The organism is Mesobacillus subterraneus, assembly GCF_020524355.2.
GTDB lineage: Bacteria > Bacillota > Bacilli > Bacillales > Cytobacillaceae > Mesobacillus > Mesobacillus subterraneus_C.
On the sequence record NZ_CP129019.1, the window covers coordinates 3938904 to 3957995 of the forward strand.

The 19092-nt window shown below is 43.4% G+C and carries 14 protein-coding genes, 2 pseudogenes and 1 riboswitch; of the genes and pseudogenes, 7 read left to right on the plus strand and 9 right to left on the minus strand.

The annotated features are described in order from the left end of the window. Window positions 1-202 precede the first annotated feature (202 nt). From LC048_RS20550 to LC048_RS20560, 3 genes and pseudogenes are all read left to right on the plus strand, one after another. Window positions 203-1273 carry a metal ABC transporter solute-binding protein, Zn/Mn family gene (locus tag LC048_RS20550; RefSeq protein WP_226605815.1) on the plus strand — a complete coding sequence of 357 codons (1071 nt, stop codon included), beginning with the start codon at window positions 203-205 and terminating at the stop codon, window positions 1271-1273. 75 nt (window positions 1274-1348) lie between these two features. Continuing rightward, window positions 1349-2345: pseudogene (locus LC048_RS20555) on the plus strand (permease). A gap of 12 nt (window positions 2346-2357) precedes the next feature. After that, on the plus strand, window positions 2358-3353 hold the full coding sequence (locus LC048_RS20560; RefSeq protein ID WP_226605819.1) for a TIGR03943 family putative permease subunit: 996 nt from the start codon (window positions 2358-2360) through the stop codon (window positions 3351-3353). A 201-nt stretch (window positions 3354-3554) separates the two neighbouring features. Here the strand turns inward: LC048_RS20560 and LC048_RS20565 are convergent, their stop codons facing one another. Further along, window positions 3555-5513, minus strand: coding sequence for an oxidoreductase (locus LC048_RS20565; protein WP_226605822.1), 1959 nt, complete (start codon window positions 5511-5513; stop codon window positions 3555-3557). Window positions 5514-5866: 353 nt separating this feature from the next. Here LC048_RS20565 and LC048_RS20570 point away from each other — a divergent pair, with 353 nt between their 5' ends. The 3 genes from LC048_RS20570 (at window position 5867) to LC048_RS20580 (ending at window position 8739) form a co-directional block, all read left to right on the plus strand. Further along, window positions 5867-7180 carry an MFS transporter gene (locus LC048_RS20570; RefSeq protein WP_306048649.1) on the plus strand — a complete coding sequence of 438 codons (1314 nt, stop codon included), beginning with the start codon at window positions 5867-5869 and terminating at the stop codon, window positions 7178-7180. A gap of 182 nt (window positions 7181-7362) precedes the next feature. Beyond that, window positions 7363-7545, plus strand: a complete 183-nt coding sequence (locus tag LC048_RS20575; RefSeq protein WP_226605827.1) for a hypothetical protein — start codon at window positions 7363-7365, stop codon at window positions 7543-7545. A gap of 216 nt (window positions 7546-7761) precedes the next feature. Next, the gene (locus tag LC048_RS20580; RefSeq protein ID WP_306048652.1) at window positions 7762-8739 is read left to right on the plus strand and encodes a sensor domain-containing diguanylate cyclase; all 978 of its coding nucleotides are present in this window, start codon (window positions 7762-7764) and stop codon (window positions 8737-8739) included. A gap of 14 nt (window positions 8740-8753) precedes the next feature. Here LC048_RS20580 and LC048_RS20585 read toward each other — a convergent pair whose 3' ends face one another. Further along, window positions 8754-9749 (minus strand): EAL domain-containing protein, encoded by a 996-nt coding sequence (locus LC048_RS20585; RefSeq protein ID WP_226605844.1) that lies wholly within the window; start codon window positions 9747-9749, stop codon window positions 8754-8756. 352 nt (window positions 9750-10101) lie between these two features. Here LC048_RS20585 and yfkAB point away from each other — a divergent pair, with 352 nt between their 5' ends. Continuing rightward, window positions 10102-11220: a radical SAM/CxCxxxxC motif protein YfkAB gene (yfkAB, locus tag LC048_RS20590; protein WP_226605846.1), complete on the plus strand. Its 1119-nt coding sequence runs from the start codon at window positions 10102-10104 to the stop codon at window positions 11218-11220. Between the two features lie 49 nt (window positions 11221-11269). Here yfkAB and LC048_RS20595 read toward each other — a convergent pair whose 3' ends face one another. From LC048_RS20595 to LC048_RS20625, 7 genes and pseudogenes are all read right to left on the minus strand, one after another. Continuing rightward, the gene (locus LC048_RS20595) at window positions 11270-12370 is read right to left on the minus strand and encodes a flavin monoamine oxidase family protein (RefSeq protein ID WP_306048654.1); all 1101 of its coding nucleotides are present in this window, start codon (window positions 12368-12370) and stop codon (window positions 11270-11272) included. Between the two features lie 83 nt (window positions 12371-12453). Continuing rightward, a complete protein-coding gene (locus LC048_RS20600; protein ID WP_226605850.1) occupies window positions 12454-13014 on the minus strand; it encodes a sugar O-acetyltransferase in 561 nt (186 codons plus the stop codon). Window positions 13015-13117: 103 nt separating this feature from the next. Beyond that, complete coding sequence (locus LC048_RS20605) at window positions 13118-14155, minus strand: ribonucleotide-diphosphate reductase subunit beta (protein ID WP_306048656.1); 1038 nt, start codon at window positions 14153-14155, stop codon at window positions 13118-13120. Window positions 14156-14174: 19 nt separating this feature from the next. Then, on the minus strand, window positions 14175-16406 hold the full coding sequence (locus tag LC048_RS20610) for a ribonucleoside-diphosphate reductase subunit alpha (RefSeq protein ID WP_306048658.1): 2232 nt from the start codon (window positions 16404-16406) through the stop codon (window positions 14175-14177). Next, the gene (locus LC048_RS20615; protein WP_041967372.1) at window positions 16384-16893 is read right to left on the minus strand and encodes an acyl-CoA thioesterase; all 510 of its coding nucleotides are present in this window, start codon (window positions 16891-16893) and stop codon (window positions 16384-16386) included. Before LC048_RS20615 ends, LC048_RS20610 begins: the two co-directional genes overlap by 23 nt. A 163-nt stretch (window positions 16894-17056) precedes the next feature. Beyond that, window positions 17057-17241, minus strand: a riboswitch (cobalamin riboswitch). 276 nt (window positions 17242-17517) lie between these two features. Continuing rightward, window positions 17518-18000: a carbonic anhydrase gene (locus tag LC048_RS20620; RefSeq protein WP_226605858.1), complete on the minus strand. Its 483-nt coding sequence runs from the start codon at window positions 17998-18000 to the stop codon at window positions 17518-17520. A gap of 13 nt (window positions 18001-18013) precedes the next feature. Further along, window positions 18014-19020, minus strand: a pseudogene (locus LC048_RS20625) (sodium-dependent bicarbonate transport family permease). Window positions 19021-19092: the final 72 nt, after the last annotated feature.

The following is a 19092-nucleotide window of genomic DNA, read 5'->3' on the forward strand; positions in this document are numbered from 1 at the left end:
AATAATCGCTTCCTTCCTGCTTGTCAATTATTTATAAATGAAAATACTTCACTGCCCTTCTCTCTTTAAGGGCATAGTCGATTCTGTCCAAAAGGAATTAAATCGTAATGATTCCTAAAATAATTTACAAATTTGAATTTCTGTTTTAAACTTTAAATCGTAATCATTTCGATTAATGAAAATATCGTTTAAGGAGATCACTATGAGAATTACTAAACTATCGCTTGGATTACTGCTATTAGTGGGTCTGACACTGGCCGGCTGTTCTTCCAGCGAGAAATCAGCCAAAAAAGATGAATCTGAGGCTAATAAACTGACTGTCTATACAACCATCTACCCTCTTCAGGATTTTGCGAAGAAAATTGGCGGGGAATTTGTTGAAGTGGAAAGCATCTATCCACCGAATGTAGACGCTCACAGCTTCGAACCAAGCACGAAGGATATGATGAATTTGGCAGAAGCTGATTTGTTCATCTATTCCGGAGCTGGAATCGAGGGGTTCACCGAAAAAGCGGAGAAAGCCTTGAGAAATGAAAAGGTCATGATGGTAAAGGCAGCAGAGAATGTGGACATGATTGAGTCTGGCCATACGCATTCTCATGATGAAGAGGAGTCTCATTCCGATGAACAGCACCAGGAAGGAGATGCCTCTCACTCTGATGAAGAACACAAGGACGACGCTGCCTCTCACTCTGATGAAGAGCACCAGGACGAAGATGCCTCTCACTCGGACGAGGAGCAGCATGACCAAAACTTGGATCCCCATGTTTGGCTTGATCCTATTCTGTCTATCAAACTGGCAGCAAATATCAAAGATTCCTTGATCGAGCTCATGCCTGATCGTGAACAGGAATTTGAACAGAATTTTGCGCTACTTGAGAAAGACCTAAAGGAATTGGACAATGAATTCAAGAATGTGATTGAACAGGCTGAAAATAAACATCTTTTAGTTGCCCATGAAGCTTATGGATACTGGTCCAATAGATATGGAATCATCCAGATCGCTGTCAATGGGCTTTCTCCTACCCAGGAGCCTTCACAACGTGAATTGACAAATTTGATTGAAGAAGCAAAAGAACATGATTTGAAATACATTGCGTTTGAACAGAATGTTTCGTCACGCGTGGCAGAAATGATTCAACGGGAAATTGGTGCTGAGACAGTTACCCTGTATAACCTTGAGTCCATCTCGGCTGAAGATATGAAGAATCAAGAGGACTATTTCAGCCTGATGCGGAAAAATCTTCAGACACTGGAAAAAGTGTTAAATTGATAGTCTTTTTACTAGATTGTACATATTTTCTTAAATTAAATAGTACAATCTAGTAAAACTAACTAGGAGGATAAAATGATTCGATTAATCCGCTCCAATTTATTGGACATTACAGGTTTTGCTGTCATTCTGGCGTTTCTTTTGCTGCTAAGCCTGGGGATGGGTTTTCAGAGTAAGTTGGAGATTCCTTCTTCCATTTTAAATCTGAATACGATCTTTCTCAGTATTTTAATAGAAGCCTTCCCTTTCGTCCTGATCGGGGTGCTGATTGCGGGAATGATCCAGATTTTTGTCACTGAGGAGCATATAAGCAGATGGATTCCTAAGAACAAATATTTGGCGATTATTATGAGCTGCAGTGTTGGCGCTCTTTTTCCAGCGTGCGAATGCGGAATCGTGCCTATCATCCGCAGGCTAGTCGGCAAAGGAGTCCCGATAGCCGCTGCCATTGGTTTCATGCTGACAGGGCCCCTCATCAATCCGATTGTCATTGCGTCTACCTATATGGCTTTTGGCAATGATTTTAAAATCGCTGCGCTTCGGATGGGATTGGGATTTGCCATCGCGATTCTTGTCGCCCTCATGGTTGGAATGATTTTCAAAGGAACACAGTTCAAAAAAAAGCACTTCAATGCATGTGCTTAGCCATTCCGGAAAACAGTCCTTCCTCGAAAAGTTCTGGGCCATGCTCCAGCATTCGATTGATGAGTTTTTCGACATGGCCAAGTATCTGATCATCGGTGCATTTCTGGCCGCTATGGTCCAGACCTATATGCCGGCGAAAACCTTATTGGAAATCGGCAGTGGTGCGGCTTCCTCGCTGGCTGTCATGATGGGACTAGCGTTCTTCCTGTCGCTTTGCTCTGAGGCGGATGCCTTCATTGGGGCTTCCTTCAGCAGCATCTTTCCTTCAACCTCGATCCTTGGCTTCCTGATTTTTGGACCGATGATTGACTTGAAAAACACGCTGATCATGATGAGCGTATTCCGGTTTAAATTTGTCATGACCGTTCTTGCACTCGTCGCTGGCACTGTATTCACTATTCTCATGCTGTTTGGCGGCATGCTATAGGAGGTCTTGTCCATGCAATTCCATGCACAGCAGGCGGCAAGGTCCCTGATCCTGCTCGGATTTTCCGTCTTGATTTATATGCTGCATTTTACAGGAAAGATTTATTTATTCATCAATCCAAAGTATTTGCTTTTAAGTCAGGCAGCCGCGTTCCTATTTTTGCTCCTGTTTTTTATCCAACTTACTCGAGTCTGGACAATAAAGGGGGAACATGACCACGACTCCTGCAGTCATATGGGAGAATGCTGCTCTCATGATGATCACCATGACCATTTTCATGATCATGGGACAACACCTTTTTCGGTAAAAAAACTGCTATCCTACTCAATCATTGTCCTGCCATTACTATCAGGCTTTTTCCTGCCTGCAAAGGTTCTCGACTCCGCGATCGCCGATAAAAAGGGCGCGATGCTGTCCATTGCCGGCTCAAGCAAAAGCGGACAGGGAAATCAGACAACGAGTGAAACGACAGAACAGGCAGATAGCCAGGAAACCAACGAAGCCGGCCTGCCAGCAGAAGAAAGCGATGATTCGGCTGGACAAGTACCAGAAGGGACCGAGACTGCCACAGGTTATGAAAATCAAATGACAGATGAAGAGTACAATAAAAAGATAAAAGAGCTGGAGACAGGGTCAACCATCATCTTTAATGACAGTATCTATTCTTCTTACTATGAGAAAATCAGCTCTGACATCAATAAGTTCCAGGGCAGGAAGGTAAGTCTCTATGGATTCGTGTATAAAGAGGAAGGCTTTACAGAAAATCAGCTGGTCGTCTCACGATTCCTAGTCACCCACTGTGTCGCAGATGCCAGCATCATCGGATTTTTATCTGAGTTCCCAGACGCAGCGAAGATCGAAAAAGACACGTGGATCAAAATAGAAGGTGTCATTGAGGCCGGTTCCTACATGGACACCGCTATCCCGCTTGTCAAAGTCTCCAAATGGGAGATCACCGAAGAACCAGCAGTTCCTTATTTATACCCGGTCACCATTAAAAGAGAGTAAAGGTTACTAACCGAGTTTACAAAGAAGCCTAGACCGCGAGTGAATCTAGGCTTCTTTGATGTGTAAAAAGTCTGCAAATTAGCAGTCTCGATGGGATGTGGTCGATATATCCTAAAATGTGGTCGATAAAATCAAAAATCCGCTGAAATATCTTGAAATGTGGTCGATATAGTTTCATTTTCGCCAATAAAGTATGTCCTTCTATTTCAAAGCCGGCTGCTTAACTAATGTTTCAAGTGAATAGGCTGTTTCAAACCCCTCTCTTGTTGCATCAGCCAGCGATGTATTGCCTGCTGCATCACCAATCACAAAGACATTCTCCATTTCCATTCTCAATGGGTGTTCCAATGGATTATAAGCCTGGACTCCCATAGCTATGACAACCTGATCCGCATCGATTTCCACCCTCGTGCCCGTTTCTTTCTCTTGTAAGATAAGTCCCTGAGGAGCTACCTTGACTACATCGTGACCGGTAACGACCTGAATCCCTTCATTCTGCAGCTTTCCCTGCAGTTTCTTTCTTGTCACAGGACTAATTTTCCTGGCGGATTCAGTCAGTACCTCAATGAGAACCACTTCATTTCCTTGCTCCAAAAGTCTGCGGGATGTGCTATGGCAAACCATTCCGCTTCCTACAACCGCAACCTTTTTGCCTTGGAGGACACTGTCTTCAACTTTTATCGCTCTATAATTACATACATGTGGCAGGTCATACCCTTCCATATCCGGCGTATAAGGGATTCCTCCCGTTGCCAGAAGAACAGCGTAAGGGTCCAGCATTTTGATCAACTCGACAGTCGCCTCTGTATTCCGTCTGATATGAATATTCAGCCTCGCCATTTCATTATTTAAGTACTTTACATATTTTTTCATTTTCTTTTTATAGACGGGGTCAGTTACTAGGTTGAGCTGTCCGCCTAGCTTGCTGTTTTTTTCAAAAAGAGTTACCTTGTACCCTTTGAGTGCTAAAACCCTTGCCGCTTCCATCCCGCCCGGACCTCCTCCGACAATCACCACATGGCGCTTCTCATGGATCTTTTCCATTTCCAAGTATTCGAGCTCACGACCTGCTCTGACATTGACGGAACACTCGACAGAGCCTTGTGTGTAAATGCAATGAAGACAGGAAATGCACATTCTGATTTCCTGCTCACGTCCCTCTGCCACTTTTCGCACCCAATCTGGATCCGCGATATGTCCACGGCCAATCGCGACGAAATCTGCCCTGCCTTCTGCTAAAATTGATTCCACGAATTGCGGGTCACGGATATTGCCTACGGCAAAGATTGGGATGTTGACTTCCTTCTTGATTTCTTCAGCCAAGTAGACTCTCCAGCCTTCTTCATAAAGTGGTGATTCAATGACCGTTTCCATCGTATTATAGTTCCCCGAGCTCGCATGTAGTCCATCAGCGCCTGCCTTTTCTAGATGTCTGGCTATTTCCCTGCTCAACGGCAGATCCAGACCGCCTTCTTCAAACTCACTGACGCTAAGCCGAACAGTGACAGGAAAATCTGCTCCGCATCTCTCTTTAATCCCGGTGATGATTTCCTCTATAAATCTCATTCTTTTTTCAACATTTCCTCCGTACTCATCTGTACGGATATTCGTATTCGGACTGAGGAATTGATTGATCAAGTAACCATGCGCTCCGTGCAATTCCACTCCATCAATGCCAGCAGCCTGACAGCGGGCTGCCCCGTCCACGAATTGCTGGATGATTTCCTTTACCTCTACGGTGGTCAACTCCCTGGGTTCTTCACCTATTGCTTCACATATAACCGGACTTGGAGCAACAATTTGTTTCCCATTTGTCAAATAGGAGGCTGATTCTCTTCCAGCATGGTGCAGCTGGATAAACACCCTTGCTCCATAAATATGAATTGCGTCTGCTAGCCTGCGGAACCCTGGTATAAAACGGTCATCATCGATCCTGAGCTGGTTGACTACCGCTCTTCCCATTTCAAAATCCACTGTCGTAAACTCAGTAATGATTAAGCCCGCTCCTCCCTTAGCTCTTTCCTCATAATAACGGACTTGCTGATCGGTCATTTCTCCATGGGCAGTGGCCAGCCGTGTTCCCATCGCTGGCATCACGACTCTGTTCTTGAGCATTAAGCTTCCTATCTTTCCAACGGTAAATAAATTCGGATACTTCAATCATTTTACCTCCGTTCTTTTTTTGCTCATAATTTCACAATCTATATACTATTAAATCACAAAATTGAAGCGAGATCGTTTCAACTTTGTGAGGTGTATTTGACAATATTCCGAAGCACCTCGCAGACTAATCCCTTCCCTTTTTCCTGGTTTTTTTGCTGCGGAAAGACCCTTTACCATCCGGTAAAACCCCTATGGGTACTACTTTTATCACACTCTGTCATAAATTGTTCAAGACTTTTTGACAGAATTGTGTGCACTAAAATATTTGTGAGGTACGTCACACCTTGGCTGTGATATAAATGGTTTATTAATCTTGTAAACACCTAATCAAAATATATGGAGGAATTAAAATGGCTCGTATAAATACATGGAATCCTGAAGACGAACGTTTTTGGAAATCTGAAGGAAAAAAACATGCCCAACGTAACTTGTGGATTTCGGTACCTTCTTTAATGCTCGCTTTCATTGTCTGGCAAATCTGGTCTGTAGTGGCAATTCGATTGAATGATATTGGTTTTAGTTTTACCCAACAGCAGCTTTTCACTTTGGCAGCAATGCCAGGTCTTGTCGGGGCAACTTTACGGTTTGTATATACTTTCGGCGTAGGTATGATGGGCGGACGTTATTGGACAGTCCTGACAACTGCAGTTCTTGCCATTCCGGCTGTTGGTATCGGCTTTGCAGTTCAGAATCCTGAAACACCATATTCAGTCATGCTTTTACTAGCAGCACTTTGCGGCCTGGGTGGCGGTAACTTTTCAAGTTCTTCATCCAACATCAGTTTCTTCTTTCCGAAAAAAGCACGCGGTACAGCACTTGGAATTAATGGCGGTTTAGGTAACATGGGTGTTTCAGTCGTTCAATTCGTTACACCTTTAATCATTACAACTGGAACCTTTGCATTTATTTCTGGCGATGGACAAAAATTATCAAATGACCAGGAAGTTTTTCTTCAAAACGCAGCATTCATCTGGCTGATCCCGATTGCGATCGTAACGATCGCTGCATGGTTTGGCATGGATAACCTGCCTGGAACAAAGCAATCATTCTCAGATCAATTCGTCATTGTAAAAAGAAAGCACACTTGGATCATGACATGGCTTTACGTAGCAACATTCGGATCTTTCATTGGATACTCAGCGGCATTCCCGCTTTTATTGAAATCACAATTCCCTGAACATATTTCATTGGCATTCCTTGGCGCATTCCTTGCTGCAGCATCTCGCCCTGTAGGCGGATGGCTTGCTGATAAGATGGGTGGAGCCAAGCTGACAGCGATTGTCTTGTTCGTGATGATGATCGGAGCAGGAAGCGTCATCTTTTTCCTTGGCAACAAACAATTCAGCGGCTTCCTTATTTCATTCCTGATCCTGTTCATTGCTTCAGGAATCGGTTCTGGTTCAACATTCCAAATGATCCCTGGAATTTTCGTTCCGAAAGAAGCAGCACCAGTGCTCGGTTTTACAGCAGCCTTCGCAGCATATGGATCCTTCGTCATTCCTAAGCTGTTCGGCTGGTCCATCAATATTTCCGGTGGCTATGCTCCTGCACTCTTTATCTTCATTGGATTCTATGTACTGTCAATTATCCTAAACTGGTACTACTACCTGAGAAAGACTTCAGAAGCAGCCAGTGCACAAAAAAAGGCGGCAGCCACTGCCTAGCATTTCAAACAAAAAGCCTTATCTGCAAATGCGGATGAGGCTTTATTTTTGATTACGACTACTAGCCTCCGAGTTTGTTTTTTTTGAAAATATATCCAATTTCCAGTTTAACAGAATGACTATTTGGGTATTTAGGACTATATATAGAGAGAGAGAACGTTTCACCAAAAGGGGAGATAAAGATGCTTACACTTTTTCTGTTCCAGAGGGAATTATTACAATTAAAAAACGACTATCTATCAAGTGCTGACAACGCCATTAAAGCTCAAATCCAGAAGGATATTGCTCTGCTTTCTGCCGCCATAAAAGAAATAAAGGAGACTTGGGAAGCAAGAAATTCCCTGGACCCTACTATGAATGAGTAAACGATCGTCTTAGCTTTTGAGTAAAACTTTTGCCACCAGAGGAAACCGGATTATTCTGCGGTTTCTTTTTTGCCCTAAGCACTTACGAATGAATTTCAGACCTTTTTCATGGTTTATTCGCTCAACTTATATAAAAAACTGAGTTTATAGACCTAAACAAAGGGTATTGATAGGTATTTGAAACCAAATTATGCAAACACAGCAGGAGGGATTACTTTGGCTGCAAGGTTATTGTTGAAGTCCCGCTGGAAGTCATTCCTTCAAAAAAAAGCTCTGCCAATCGTCACTACGTCTCTTGGGCTGCTTTGGTACCTAAGCAAGTTAAAGGATTCACTTTCAACGTATCAACATCTTTATGAGCAATATCCTGATGCCATGATTTCCATAGACGGCAAGGGACGAATCGTAGCAGTAAATCAACATGCCCTTCATACGACGCAGTACACAAAGGAAGATTTACAGGGGAAGTCTATCTACACACTCTTTCCATTTAAAAAGGTTAGCTCAATGGAGGAGTGTCTGTTAAATCCAAAAACAGACTGCATACGGAAAATAGAAGCACGGATGCTCACCAAACAGGCAAATTATAAGGATGTACATCTATCCATTGTCAAATTACATAACCAAAGGGATATTTCCTTTCACCTGATCATCGAAGATATCACAGACAAAAAACGCCAAGAAGAACACATTAAATTTCTAGCTTACCATGATGAACTGACAAGCCTGCCCAATAGAAGAATTTTAACGATGCTAGTTGAATATATGATAAAAAAAGAAAAGAGTTTCAGCGTGATGCTTATTGATTTTGATGGGTTCAAACAAATTAATGACCGGTTCGGTGGCCATTTTGTTGGCGACCAGTTTTTGATGGCAATTGGAAATAGGCTCATTGAAATAACTGAAGGAAGGGCAGTAGTCGGCAGACTTGGCGGGGATGAATTCCTGGTTGTTTTTCATGAAAGTGAATGTAATGAGCTAGCGAAAAGAATAATGGAAGGCTTCCATGAACCTTTGACAGTAGATAAAACCAGCGCTGTGCTGACAGCCAGCGGAGGAATTGCCTCTTATCCGAACAAGGCTAGGAACAGCAAGGAACTGCTTGAACATGCCGACACAGCAATGTACCAAATGAAACGCAATGGCGGCAATGGTTACCGTCACTATTCTAATAAACCCCAAAAGAAAAACTAGTGGTTGCGAGATCACTAGTTTTGTCTTTCTAGGGTTCCAATTGGAGCGGGCCTTCCAAACAAATACCCCTGGAATAACATATAACCTTTTTCCTTAAGCCACTCAAAATCTTCTTCCACTTCAATTCCCTCTGCGAGCGGAACAGAACCCAGCTTAATCGCCTCATCAAGGAATGCAAGCGCCGTTTGCTGCTTCTTTTCACTTTGAGCTACTCCCTGGACATATTGCATATCCAGTTTCATGTAATGCGGCTGCAACTCTGAAAGCAAATCCAATGTACTGTACCCTTCACCCACATCATCAAGCGCATAGCGGAAACCCTTTTCTTTATAAAATGCGAGTATTCTTTTCAAATGGTCTGTGTCCTCGACTTTTTCTGTCTCCACCACTTCAAACACAAGCCTGTCTGGATGAACTCCTAACCGGTCAGCCAGCATAGTCGTGGACCTCAGGCAGAATTCTGGAGAATAGATAGAGGTTGGTATGAAGTTGATGAATACCTTCTTGTCCGTAAATGAAGCTGCCCTGACTGCAGCCATTCGGCAAATCCGGTCGAGAGCATATAACCGGTCACGCTTTTTGGCAGCACCAAAGATTTCACCAGGATATATCATCGTACCATCCTCGCGGTAAAATCTGGCCAGCATCTCATGGGCGTATGTATCCCCTTCAGCATCAAGAATCGGCTGAGCATGGCAAGTCACCTGCTCTTTGCGGATGACTTCGTCAATCCACTGGCTTTCAAGAACTTCTTCCGATTCTGAAAGCAGCCGCCATTTCCCTTCATCCAGACGAAATAAGACCTTATCCGAGTCCATATGATCATAGCAAAAATCAAGGAAATCCCTCATTCCCGTTTCACTTACAACTAAAGCATTCCCTTCAGCACGGACCAATTCACCGTTGCGTTCCATATGCTGAACCACTTCAGGATAAATGGACAAATTCGGCTCCCCTTCTACCATTATCTCAAACTGCAGATTACTGACCACGCATGCATGACAACTCATCGATGACAACTTCCTCTCAAGTTCGTTAGTTAATACTATATCACGGCAAGAAAAATAGGTAAAACGAACCACTCGCAGGAAATCATGGGCATTAAGGAGTATTCTTGAAAAAGAGATTCCCCTAAAATCCGAGCAGCCTGCGAATAGGCCCCCATTCTCCCGGTCAAAAAGACGCCCTCCTTTTTTCAGCACTCTAATCCGAAGGCAAACCGGGCAAAAATCACTGGCAGCAGCAAAGCTTCCGGCTTTATGCTCCCTTTTTAAAAAATAGGGGTGAAGGAATAGTCTAAGCATGGCAACTCAGTTATAATGAAGTGGTTTTCTTAATTCAATTTATTATAAGGAGCCTACTATGACAGACATAAAACCAATTACCCCTCAACACGACCCCTGGGAAGCTTATCTTGATGTCGAACAATATGGCAGCCCTCAACTCACCAATATCGAATTCACGACTACTACCCTTTGCAATATGCGTTGCGAGCATTGCGCTGTCGGCTATACATTGCAGACCAAGGACCCTGCTGCACTTCCAATGGAGCTGCTATTGCACCGGTTGGACGAAATCCCGAAACTACGCTCTTTGAGCATAACCGGCGGGGAGCCGATGCTGTCCCTTTCTTCTGTAAAAAATTACGTTGTGCCGATTTTGAAATATGCTTCTGACCGTGGTGTCCGGACGCAAATCAATTCGAATTTGACAATGGATTTGTCGCGCTATGAGATGATCATTCCCTATTTGGATGTTCTTCATATCTCCCACAACTGGGGTACTGTCGATGACTTCGTTCAAGGCGGATTTGCGATGATGGAAAAGAAACCTGACTACCACCAGCGCGAAAAATATTTTACAAGAATGATAGAAAACAGCAGAGAGCTCGTCAAAGCCGGTGTCATGGTTTCGGCAGAAACGATGCTGAACAAGCGCACTTTACCGTATCTTGAAAAAATCCACAGGCAAATCGTCGAGGAAATGAACTGCCAGAGGCATGAGGTGCACCCTATGTACCCTAGCGATTTCGCCAGCAGCCTGGAATCACTGACACTTGAGGAAATCCGCGCGGCCATTCATCAACTGCTTGATGTCCGTGATGAGAACGTATGGATGTTGTTCGGGACGCTGCCTTTTTATGCATGCAGCGATAAACAGGAAGATCTCGAACTGTTAAGACGCCTTTATACCAGCAAGAATGTTACCGTACGGAATGACCCAGACGGACGCTCACGTCTCAATGTGAATATTTTCAACGGTGATATCATCGTCACCGATTTCGGTGACACCCCGCCGCTTGGGAATATCAAGGACACGAGGCTTGAAGACGCTTTTCAAAAATGGCAGGAATCAGGGACTGCACGTGAACTAAGCTGCCACTGCCCAGCTGTCTCTTGCCTGGGACCGAATATACTGGTAAAAAACAGTTACTACCAGGAAGATGACTTCACCAAGATGCAGCAAAATATTTTTAAATAACAATGACGAATATGATAAGGCCCGACCCCATTGGATCAGGCCTTATTCCTTATCTTAAAACCTTCAATACTTCAGATGCCGCTCGCTCAGCTGCCTGAAGTGCACCTTCCAGATGTCCGCCATGTCCAGGCGCTGTTTCTGTACCAGCAAAAATAACCCTCTTTTCCCACGAACTCTTTCCAGCTGGCAGGCCATACTCTGGAAAGCTGGTCAACGGTTGGGCATCTTCCTCCACTGCTGTTTCTGGATCGCTCGCCCAATCTTTGTAAAGGAGAGCAATAGGTTCTCCGGCTTGTAGACCAAACAGCCTTGTCAATTGGTCAGTGACCAGTCTCAGAGTAGGTTCCTCACCAAGTTCTTGACGCATTTTTGCCGGGATCCCGAAAAAACCAAAAAGTGCGCCATATCCTGTTTCAGGTGAAGCATCATGAATTTCCTGCAAGAGGCCGGCCCAGCTGGTGACCTGACCGGAGAGACCAGCCTCCTTCCAGAATGGCCGATCGTAAATCGCTACTACTTTGGCCTGGCCCGCCATCCACGTCGGTTTTTCTTTCAGGCTGGCTATCATTCCATCGGGGAGTGCCGGTGAAAAGGTGATCCTTTTTGCCAGTATCCGTGGCGGCAATGCCAGGATTACAGCTGCTCCCTGGATGCTTGTCATTTTTCTATCAGCCTGTTCTGCTTCTATTTTAACTCCGCCTGACTGATCCAGTTGGATTGCATTAACCCGGGTATTCAGTTCAACGGTCCCAGGTGGAAGCGAGGATGCAAGAGCATCAATAAGGGCCTGGATGCCGCCTTCCAGCCGCATCGACCTCTCAACTGCGCCTTCTGGGAGAACATGCCGCTGTACTTGCCCAGTTTGCGATTGTTCAAAAAGCATTGCTCCAGCGGTATGCTGTTCAATGGTGGACAATCCAAGCTCTTTCACCAATTTGGTTATGGCAGGCTCGTGATTCGGCCAGAACCAGGTTGGACCCATATCAAACCTGCCAATCTCCGGACTGTCTTTGACCTCCAAGCTCAAAACCCTGCCCCCAATCCGGCTGCGCGCCTCCAGCACTCTGCAGGTTATTCCTTTTGCTTGCAGTAAAGCGGCCGCATGAAGCCCAGATAAGCCAGCTCCGACAATAATAACCGGTTCCTTCATTCTTGTTTCCTCCTTTCATTCACACTTCATTCCCAGGGTCAGACCTGATCTAGACATTTCTTCCTGTCCAAAAACAAGCTAGCTTAAAGTTCAATCTGTTTAATAACTCTCGCTGGATTGCCGCCAACGACAACGTTATCTGGCACATCCTTCGTAACAACTGCTCCTGATGCAATTACGACATTGTCGCCCACCGTTACCCCCGGGTTTATGATGGCACTTCCTCCAATCCAGACATTATTTCCAAACGTAATCGGCTTGGCATATTCCCGCCCTGAATTCCGTTCAGTTGGATGAAGTGGATGTGTTGCTGTATAGATCTGGACGCCAGGTGCCAGCATGCAATTGTCGCCAAAGCGAACTTCACAAACATCCAATATGGTACAATCGAAATTCGCAAAAAAGTTCTCTCCCACATGGGTGTTATAGCCATAATCAAAGCGGATATTCGGCTCCATAACGACGATTTCCCCGGTTGAACCGAGTAATTTCTTTAATAACTGTGTGCGTTTTTCCCCTTCGGTTTCCGATGTTTGATTATATATTCTAACTTTTCGTCTAGCTTCCTCACGTTCCTTAACTAATAATGGGTCAGCAGGATTGTACATTTCCCCAGCCAACATCTTCTCTTTTTCCGATTTCATTCTGTTTACCTACTTTCAAATGAGTGTATGGGACGTCGAAAAAATGGAAGCAAAGGGGCGTCCCTTTGCTTCCATATTATCAATAGTAATGGAACTTATAAAATTATAGTTCATCAAACCCATTATCAGCGGATGTTTTCGTGTACTGTCTTGATTTTTGCTCAAAGAAGTCGGTCTTGCCAAGGTCTACTTCTTGATAGGCGATAATCCACCTTAACGGATTGGTTCGATGTCCTTCGAAGGGGGCAGGAAAGCCTAGTTGTTCTGCTCGTTTGTTTGCCATGAACTTGATATAGGCTTCTACGTCTGACATGAGCAGTCCATTGATCTCGTTGCCGATTATATAATCTGCCCACTCAATCTCCAGACGTGCCGCTTCCCGGAAGGCTGCGGTACCAAATTCCCTCAATGATTTTGTGTTGTATTCGGGATTTTCATGCAGAATCTCTTTGAAAATCTTTTCGAATAACCCCACATGCAGCTGTTCGTCACGGTTGATGTAGTTAATCATCGTGCTGGTGCCGACCATTTTCTGATTTCGGGCCAGATTATAAAAGAAGGCAAAGCCCGAGTAGAAAAACAGGCTTTCAAGAATGACATCATAGACAATCGAATGCAATAGATTTTCAATGCTTGGATTTTCCGCGAAACCTTTATAACCGTCTGTTATAAATTCATTCCGCTTGCGCAGGATTGGTTCTGTCCTCCAATAGTCGAACACTTCCTGCTGCTTTGATTTGGTTACGATGCTTGACAGCACATAGCTGTAGGAATGATTATGGATTACTTCCTGCTGAGCCAAAATGATCATCAGTGCATTTAAGCTGGAGTCGGTGAGATAATCGGCAACTTTACCTGCATAGTCAGTTTGAATGCTGTCAAGGAGTGCCAGCAGCCCGATGATTTTTAAAAAGGCATCCTGTTCCTTTTCGGAAAGCATGGGGAATTGCTTAATGTCCTTTGACATATTGATCTCAAAAGGAGTCCAGAAATTCCCCAGCATTCTCTTATATTTTGGATAAGCCCAGGGGAAACGCACATCATCCCAATTCAATATATTGGAACTCTGACCATTTAAAATGCCTGTCGAAGCATTGGGAGCTTCAACGTCTACAAGAGTTCTTTTCTTCAATTGTGTCATTGTTATCCGTCCTTTCCTCTTAACTATGGCAGCTCTCACATTCATCAAACTCACTGCTTGAGGTGGAGCGGACATAATACGTCGTTTTCAATCCGGACTTCCAGGCAGCCATATGCAGATCCAGCAGCGCTTTTGCCTTAATATTGTTTGTCACATAAAAATTAAACGAAATGGCTTGGTCGATATGTCGCTGGCGACGGGCATTCTGCCTGATGCTCCAGTGCTGGTCAATATTGTAGGCTGTCTTGTAAAACCACATGGTTTCGGCTGATAGATCCGGTGCGGTGACCGGAATCTTGTAATCCTTCTTCTCCTCGGAGTACTCAAGCCTGAAAATCGGGTCAATGCTAGCTGATGATCCTGCTAGAATTGAGGTTGAAGAGTTTGGTGCTACAGCCATCAGGTACCCGTTCCTGATCCCATGCTGCTTCACTTCCACAGCAAGGTCCTCCCAGCTTCCACCTGTGTATTGTCTCTTTTCGATAAACTGTCCTGTCGACCAGTCCGAACCTTCGAAATAAGGATACGCCCCTTTTTCTTTTGCCAGCTCGAGGCTTGCATTGATGGTTAAAAAGGCGATATTTTCATAGAGACTATCACAATACTCAATCGCTTCTTCGCTCTCCCATTTGATTCCTTTAAGAGCGAGCAGGTGGTGCCAGCCGAAAGTTCCCAGCCCGATCCCCCTGTAGTTCTTGTTAGTAATCTGGGCCTGGAGAACGGGAATGTCATTGATATCAATGACATTATCCAGCATCCTGACCTGGATATTAATCACTCTCTCAAGGACATCATCCATCACACTTTTTGCTAAAGAAATGGAGGACAAGTTGCAGACAATAAAGTCACCCGGTTTTTTATAGATTAAAATTTTTCCGTCCTGCACTGTTTCTTCTTCAAGGAGGGTAGGGCTCATATTCTGTGTGATTTCCGTGCAAAGATTGCTGCAGTAAATCATCCCTTTATGGTGGTTGGCATTGAGCCTGTTGACCTGATCCCTGTAAAACATGTAAGGTGTTCCGGTTTCAAGCTGAGAGATCATGATCGATTTAAAGATTTCAATAGCAGGGACGACTTCGTGTGACAAACCGGGATGGTAGACGCAGTCCCAATATTTTTCACGGAAAGAGCCAGCCCCCTTCTCCTCATCGAAATAATCTTCAAGCGAAAATCCCATGATCCTCTTTACTTCGTGTGGGTCGAACAGATACCAATCGCCTCGTTTTTCAACTTGTTCCATAAATATATCGGGGATGCATATGCCAGTGAATAAATCATGCGTCCGCTGTCGCTCGTCACCATTGTTCAGTTTTGCATCAAGGAACGGGAAGATATCTTTATGCCACACATCGAGGTACACGGCAATCGCGCCCTGGCGCTGCCCTAATTGATCAACAGAAACAGCGGTGTTATTCAGCTGCTTCATCCAGGGAATAACTCCGGAACTGACCCCTTTAAAACCTTTGATATCACTGCCGCGGCTTCTGATTTTCCCAAGATAGACGCCAATACCGCCGCCATTTTTGCTCAAGGTGGAGATATCTGTATTACAGTCGTAGATGCTCCTTAAATCATCAGCAACAGTATCAATAAAGCAGCTCGATAATTGACCATAGCTTTTGCCAGCATTCGATAATGTCGGTGTGGCGACCGTCATATATAGATTGGAAAGCGCCCAATATGCCTCTTCCACTAACTGAAGCCGTATTTCCTTTGGTTCTTCAGCCAGCAACGTCATGGCAATCATCATGAACCGCTCCTGTGGCAATTCGGCAAAATCGCCATTTTGTGTGCGTGCCAGATATCTTTCCGCCATGGTCACAAGGCCTATGTAAGTAAACAGCTTGTCTCTTTCGGGATCAATGACTTTCTCCAAATGATCTATTTCTTCTCGGGAGTAGGATGTTAAAACTCGACTGTCATAAATCCCAATCTCTATTAAACTATTGATCAATTCGTAGAAAGAACCGTAACCAGATTCTATTTTTGTATTACGAAAGTTTGCGCTTAGCTTGTATAATTTTTTCAGATAAAAACCCGCTGCCACATATGTCCATTCAGGTTCGTTTCGGCCGATTCGTTCAACTGCGGTCAGAATCAGCATATTTTCAACCTGATTCACTGTCATATCCTTCACTTCAAGTGCTTGGTCCACCTTCTCTTTGAACGATTGAAAGTCCAATTCAGGGAACGAAGACTCTATTTCTGCAATCAGTTTGGCTACAATTTCATCCTTTACTTGGATATTCATCAATTATCCCTCCAACTTGATTACTTTTTCTCATTTCCAGCCTGCGCTGCCTCCTCATATCGGCAGTTTTGAACATTTGCCTTTCTTCATCATTTTCGGGAATGACCTTCGCAACCGGTACAGGTGCACCGTTGTCATCCTTCGCGACCATGGTAAGAATCGAAGTGGTCGTCAGCGTTTTTCTGCTAGTTTTCAAGTTTTCACTTTCCACTTTCACAAACACTTCCATCGACGTCCTGCCAGTTGAAATGACGACCGCTTCGAGTGTTAAAATATCGCCCACTACAGCGGAAGACAAAAAGTTAACCGAGTCAATCGATGCGGTGACAACAGCCCTTCTGCTGTGTTTCATTGCTGCTATTGCGGCAATTTCATCAATATAAGACAGCACGGTTCCGCCAAAAATCGTGCCAAGATGGTTTGTATCCGGCGGCAAAACGAGCCTGTTCTGAAAAGTCCTTGACACATTTGCTGATAATCCTTCCATTTCTGACCTCCTGTGTGTAAAAAATGTTCCCTGAAAAATAAGAAAAACCCATCTCGAAAGATGGGCTTAAGTAACGTTGATCTATTAACAGCTCATATGAAGCAGCAAAAAAACAGCATGAGTCTATCAATTTATCCGTATACCTTCCCTATTCCCGAAGAAGATAACACGAATAAATATGGCAGGTCTCCTGACTTGTGCTTCACCCTACTTTAAGGCCTTCCCATCTATTTTTTAGACAGTGGTTCATCCTTATTTCGTCAGCACTTACAGTTGCGGGAACAGTTCTGGATTCACACCAGATTCCCTATTAAGTCTTGTTCAGACACCATACTTACCGGTAATTTCAATATTTAGTTATAAAAGTCACTTACCAACACAATATATCGTGTTATGAATTGATAGTAAATCATCTTGACAGCTTTTTCAACTATTTTTCATTTTCCTCCTTCCAGTGGTTCTGGTCGATATATTTCGGAAAGTGGTCGATAAAATCAAAAATCCGCTGATCTATTTAAAAATGTGGTCGATCTATTTTATTTTTCGCCAATAAAGTGGAAGGAGCATCAATCGAACCTCGTTAAAGGCACTATTTCCTGTTTTAAAATGATTAACGTTCTTCTCTTAAACCGGAAAATACTCCCCAGTCTCTGGATTGGCAATGTAAGCATGGACAGGTATTGATTTTGGAATTAATGGATGACCTTTTATTAAGTCTTTATTCTTCTTAATGACATCTTCAATATTTTGTGGTCCTGTTAACCAGTTGATTACATCATGCTCCACTACATCAATGTAGTTAATTGTCTTGAGTATTTCTTCTGAAACTCCATGTTCTTTTATTTTATCTGACATATTTAGTTTGACTTCTTTACTTTCCATTTCACCGATTATAAAGATTTCATCCACCAGTTCATTATAGATCGCTAGAATGATATTTCGAATCAAGCACCCATAAGGCTGGGTAATAACTGCCCCAAAACTGTTAAGAATCATCATATCTTTATTCTTTTTATATGTTATCTCTGGAAATAAAGGATAAATCGCCTCATTAACACCTGTTATGATCATTGTTTTTTTCGTTGCTGAACTAATTAATGTTGACATGAAAATCTCTCCTTTACTGTATCCATTTTGCGATTTCATAATAGGCGGGTATTCCAATTATTAAGTTAAATGGAAAAGTGACTCCTAAAGATAAACCCAGGTATATGGATGGGTTTGCATCTGGGACTGAAGTTTTAAGGGCTGCGGGTGCAGCAATGTATGAAGCACTTCCAGCCAATACTCCCATTAATGTAACTCCCCCTAAAGATAAGCCAACAAAATCCCCTACGAGAACGCCTAAACTGCCAAACAAAAGGGGAGTAAACAAACCAAATGCCAGCAATTTCACCCCGTGTTTTTTTACCTCTGGCAGGCGTTTTCCTGCAATCAATCCCATATTTAAAAGGAAAAGAATTAATACACTGCTGTATAAGTCTATAATAGAGGCTTTACCATTGGAACTGCATTTTCACCAAGAACCCAGCCTATTAACAGGCTGCCAACAAGGAGCAAAATACTTTTACCAAAAATGCTTTCCCTTAGCACTTCCTTATCTATTAAATTTGAGGATGCAGGGATAAAGCCCAAATTCCGGGTGGGATAAACCGGAAGATCTTTTTTGCTCTCTGCTATTTTTAATAACAGTAAAGATACTAAAATTGCCGGACTCTCCATTAAAACAACCAAAGCATTCATGAACCCTTCATAAGATGTACCGCTCTCATCAAGAAATGTAATAGCAGCTCCATAGGTAACTATACTGATGGACCCATAAGTGGCTGCTAATCCTATAGAGTTTTTAAGATCCAATTTTATTACTCTCATGAGAGCCAGCGTAATAACGGGAATGATTATCCCTAAAAACAAGGCTCCCAGGATTGGTGCGAGTACAGACTCAATTGAGTAATGCGAAAGTTCAATGCCTCCTTTTATTCCAATGGCAATTAATAAGTAAATGCTTAGGCCTTCACTTAAACCATTGGGAAACTTCAAATCTGATTTAACGATTGCCGCTATAATACCCAACACAAAAAACAACACAACGGGTGATAATAAATTTTGAAGTATTATTTCGTTCATTCAGCTGTCTCCTTTTTGTTTTTTTCAATAAAAAAACCGACAATTCCAGAGTCCAAGCGGTTAGCCACTGAA

Coding starts and splice junctions, on each gene's coding strand:
- LC048_RS20585 (WP_226605844.1), bottom strand. CDS start 9,749: ATGAGTTGTCATGCATGCGTGGTCAGTAATCTGCAGTTTGAGATAATG.
- LC048_RS20615 (WP_041967372.1), bottom strand. CDS start 16,893: ATGGAAGGATTATCAGCAAATGTGTCAAGGACTTTTCAGAACAGGCTC.
- LC048_RS20595 (WP_306048654.1), bottom strand. CDS start 12,370: ATGAAGGAACCGGTTATTATTGTCGGAGCTGGCTTATCTGGGCTTCAT.
- LC048_RS20620 (WP_226605858.1), bottom strand. CDS start 18,000: ATGTCAACATTAATTAGTTCAGCAACGAAAAAAACAATGATCATAACA.
- LC048_RS20560 (WP_226605819.1), top strand. CDS start 2,358: ATGCAATTCCATGCACAGCAGGCGGCAAGGTCCCTGATCCTGCTCGGA.
- LC048_RS20605 (WP_306048656.1), bottom strand. CDS start 14,155: ATGACACAATTGAAGAAAAGAACTCTTGTAGACGTTGAAGCTCCCAAT.
- LC048_RS20550 (WP_226605815.1), top strand. CDS start 203: ATGAGAATTACTAAACTATCGCTTGGATTACTGCTATTAGTGGGTCTG.
- LC048_RS20570 (WP_306048649.1), top strand. CDS start 5,867: ATGGCTCGTATAAATACATGGAATCCTGAAGACGAACGTTTTTGGAAA.
- LC048_RS20600 (WP_226605850.1), bottom strand. CDS start 13,014: ATGAAATCGGAAAAAGAGAAGATGTTGGCTGGGGAAATGTACAATCCT.
- LC048_RS20575 (WP_226605827.1), top strand. CDS start 7,363: ATGCTTACACTTTTTCTGTTCCAGAGGGAATTATTACAATTAAAAAAC.
- LC048_RS20610 (WP_306048658.1), bottom strand. CDS start 16,406: ATGAATATCCAAGTAAAGGATGAAATTGTAGCCAAACTGATTGCAGAA.
- yfkAB (WP_226605846.1), top strand. CDS start 10,102: ATGACAGACATAAAACCAATTACCCCTCAACACGACCCCTGGGAAGCT.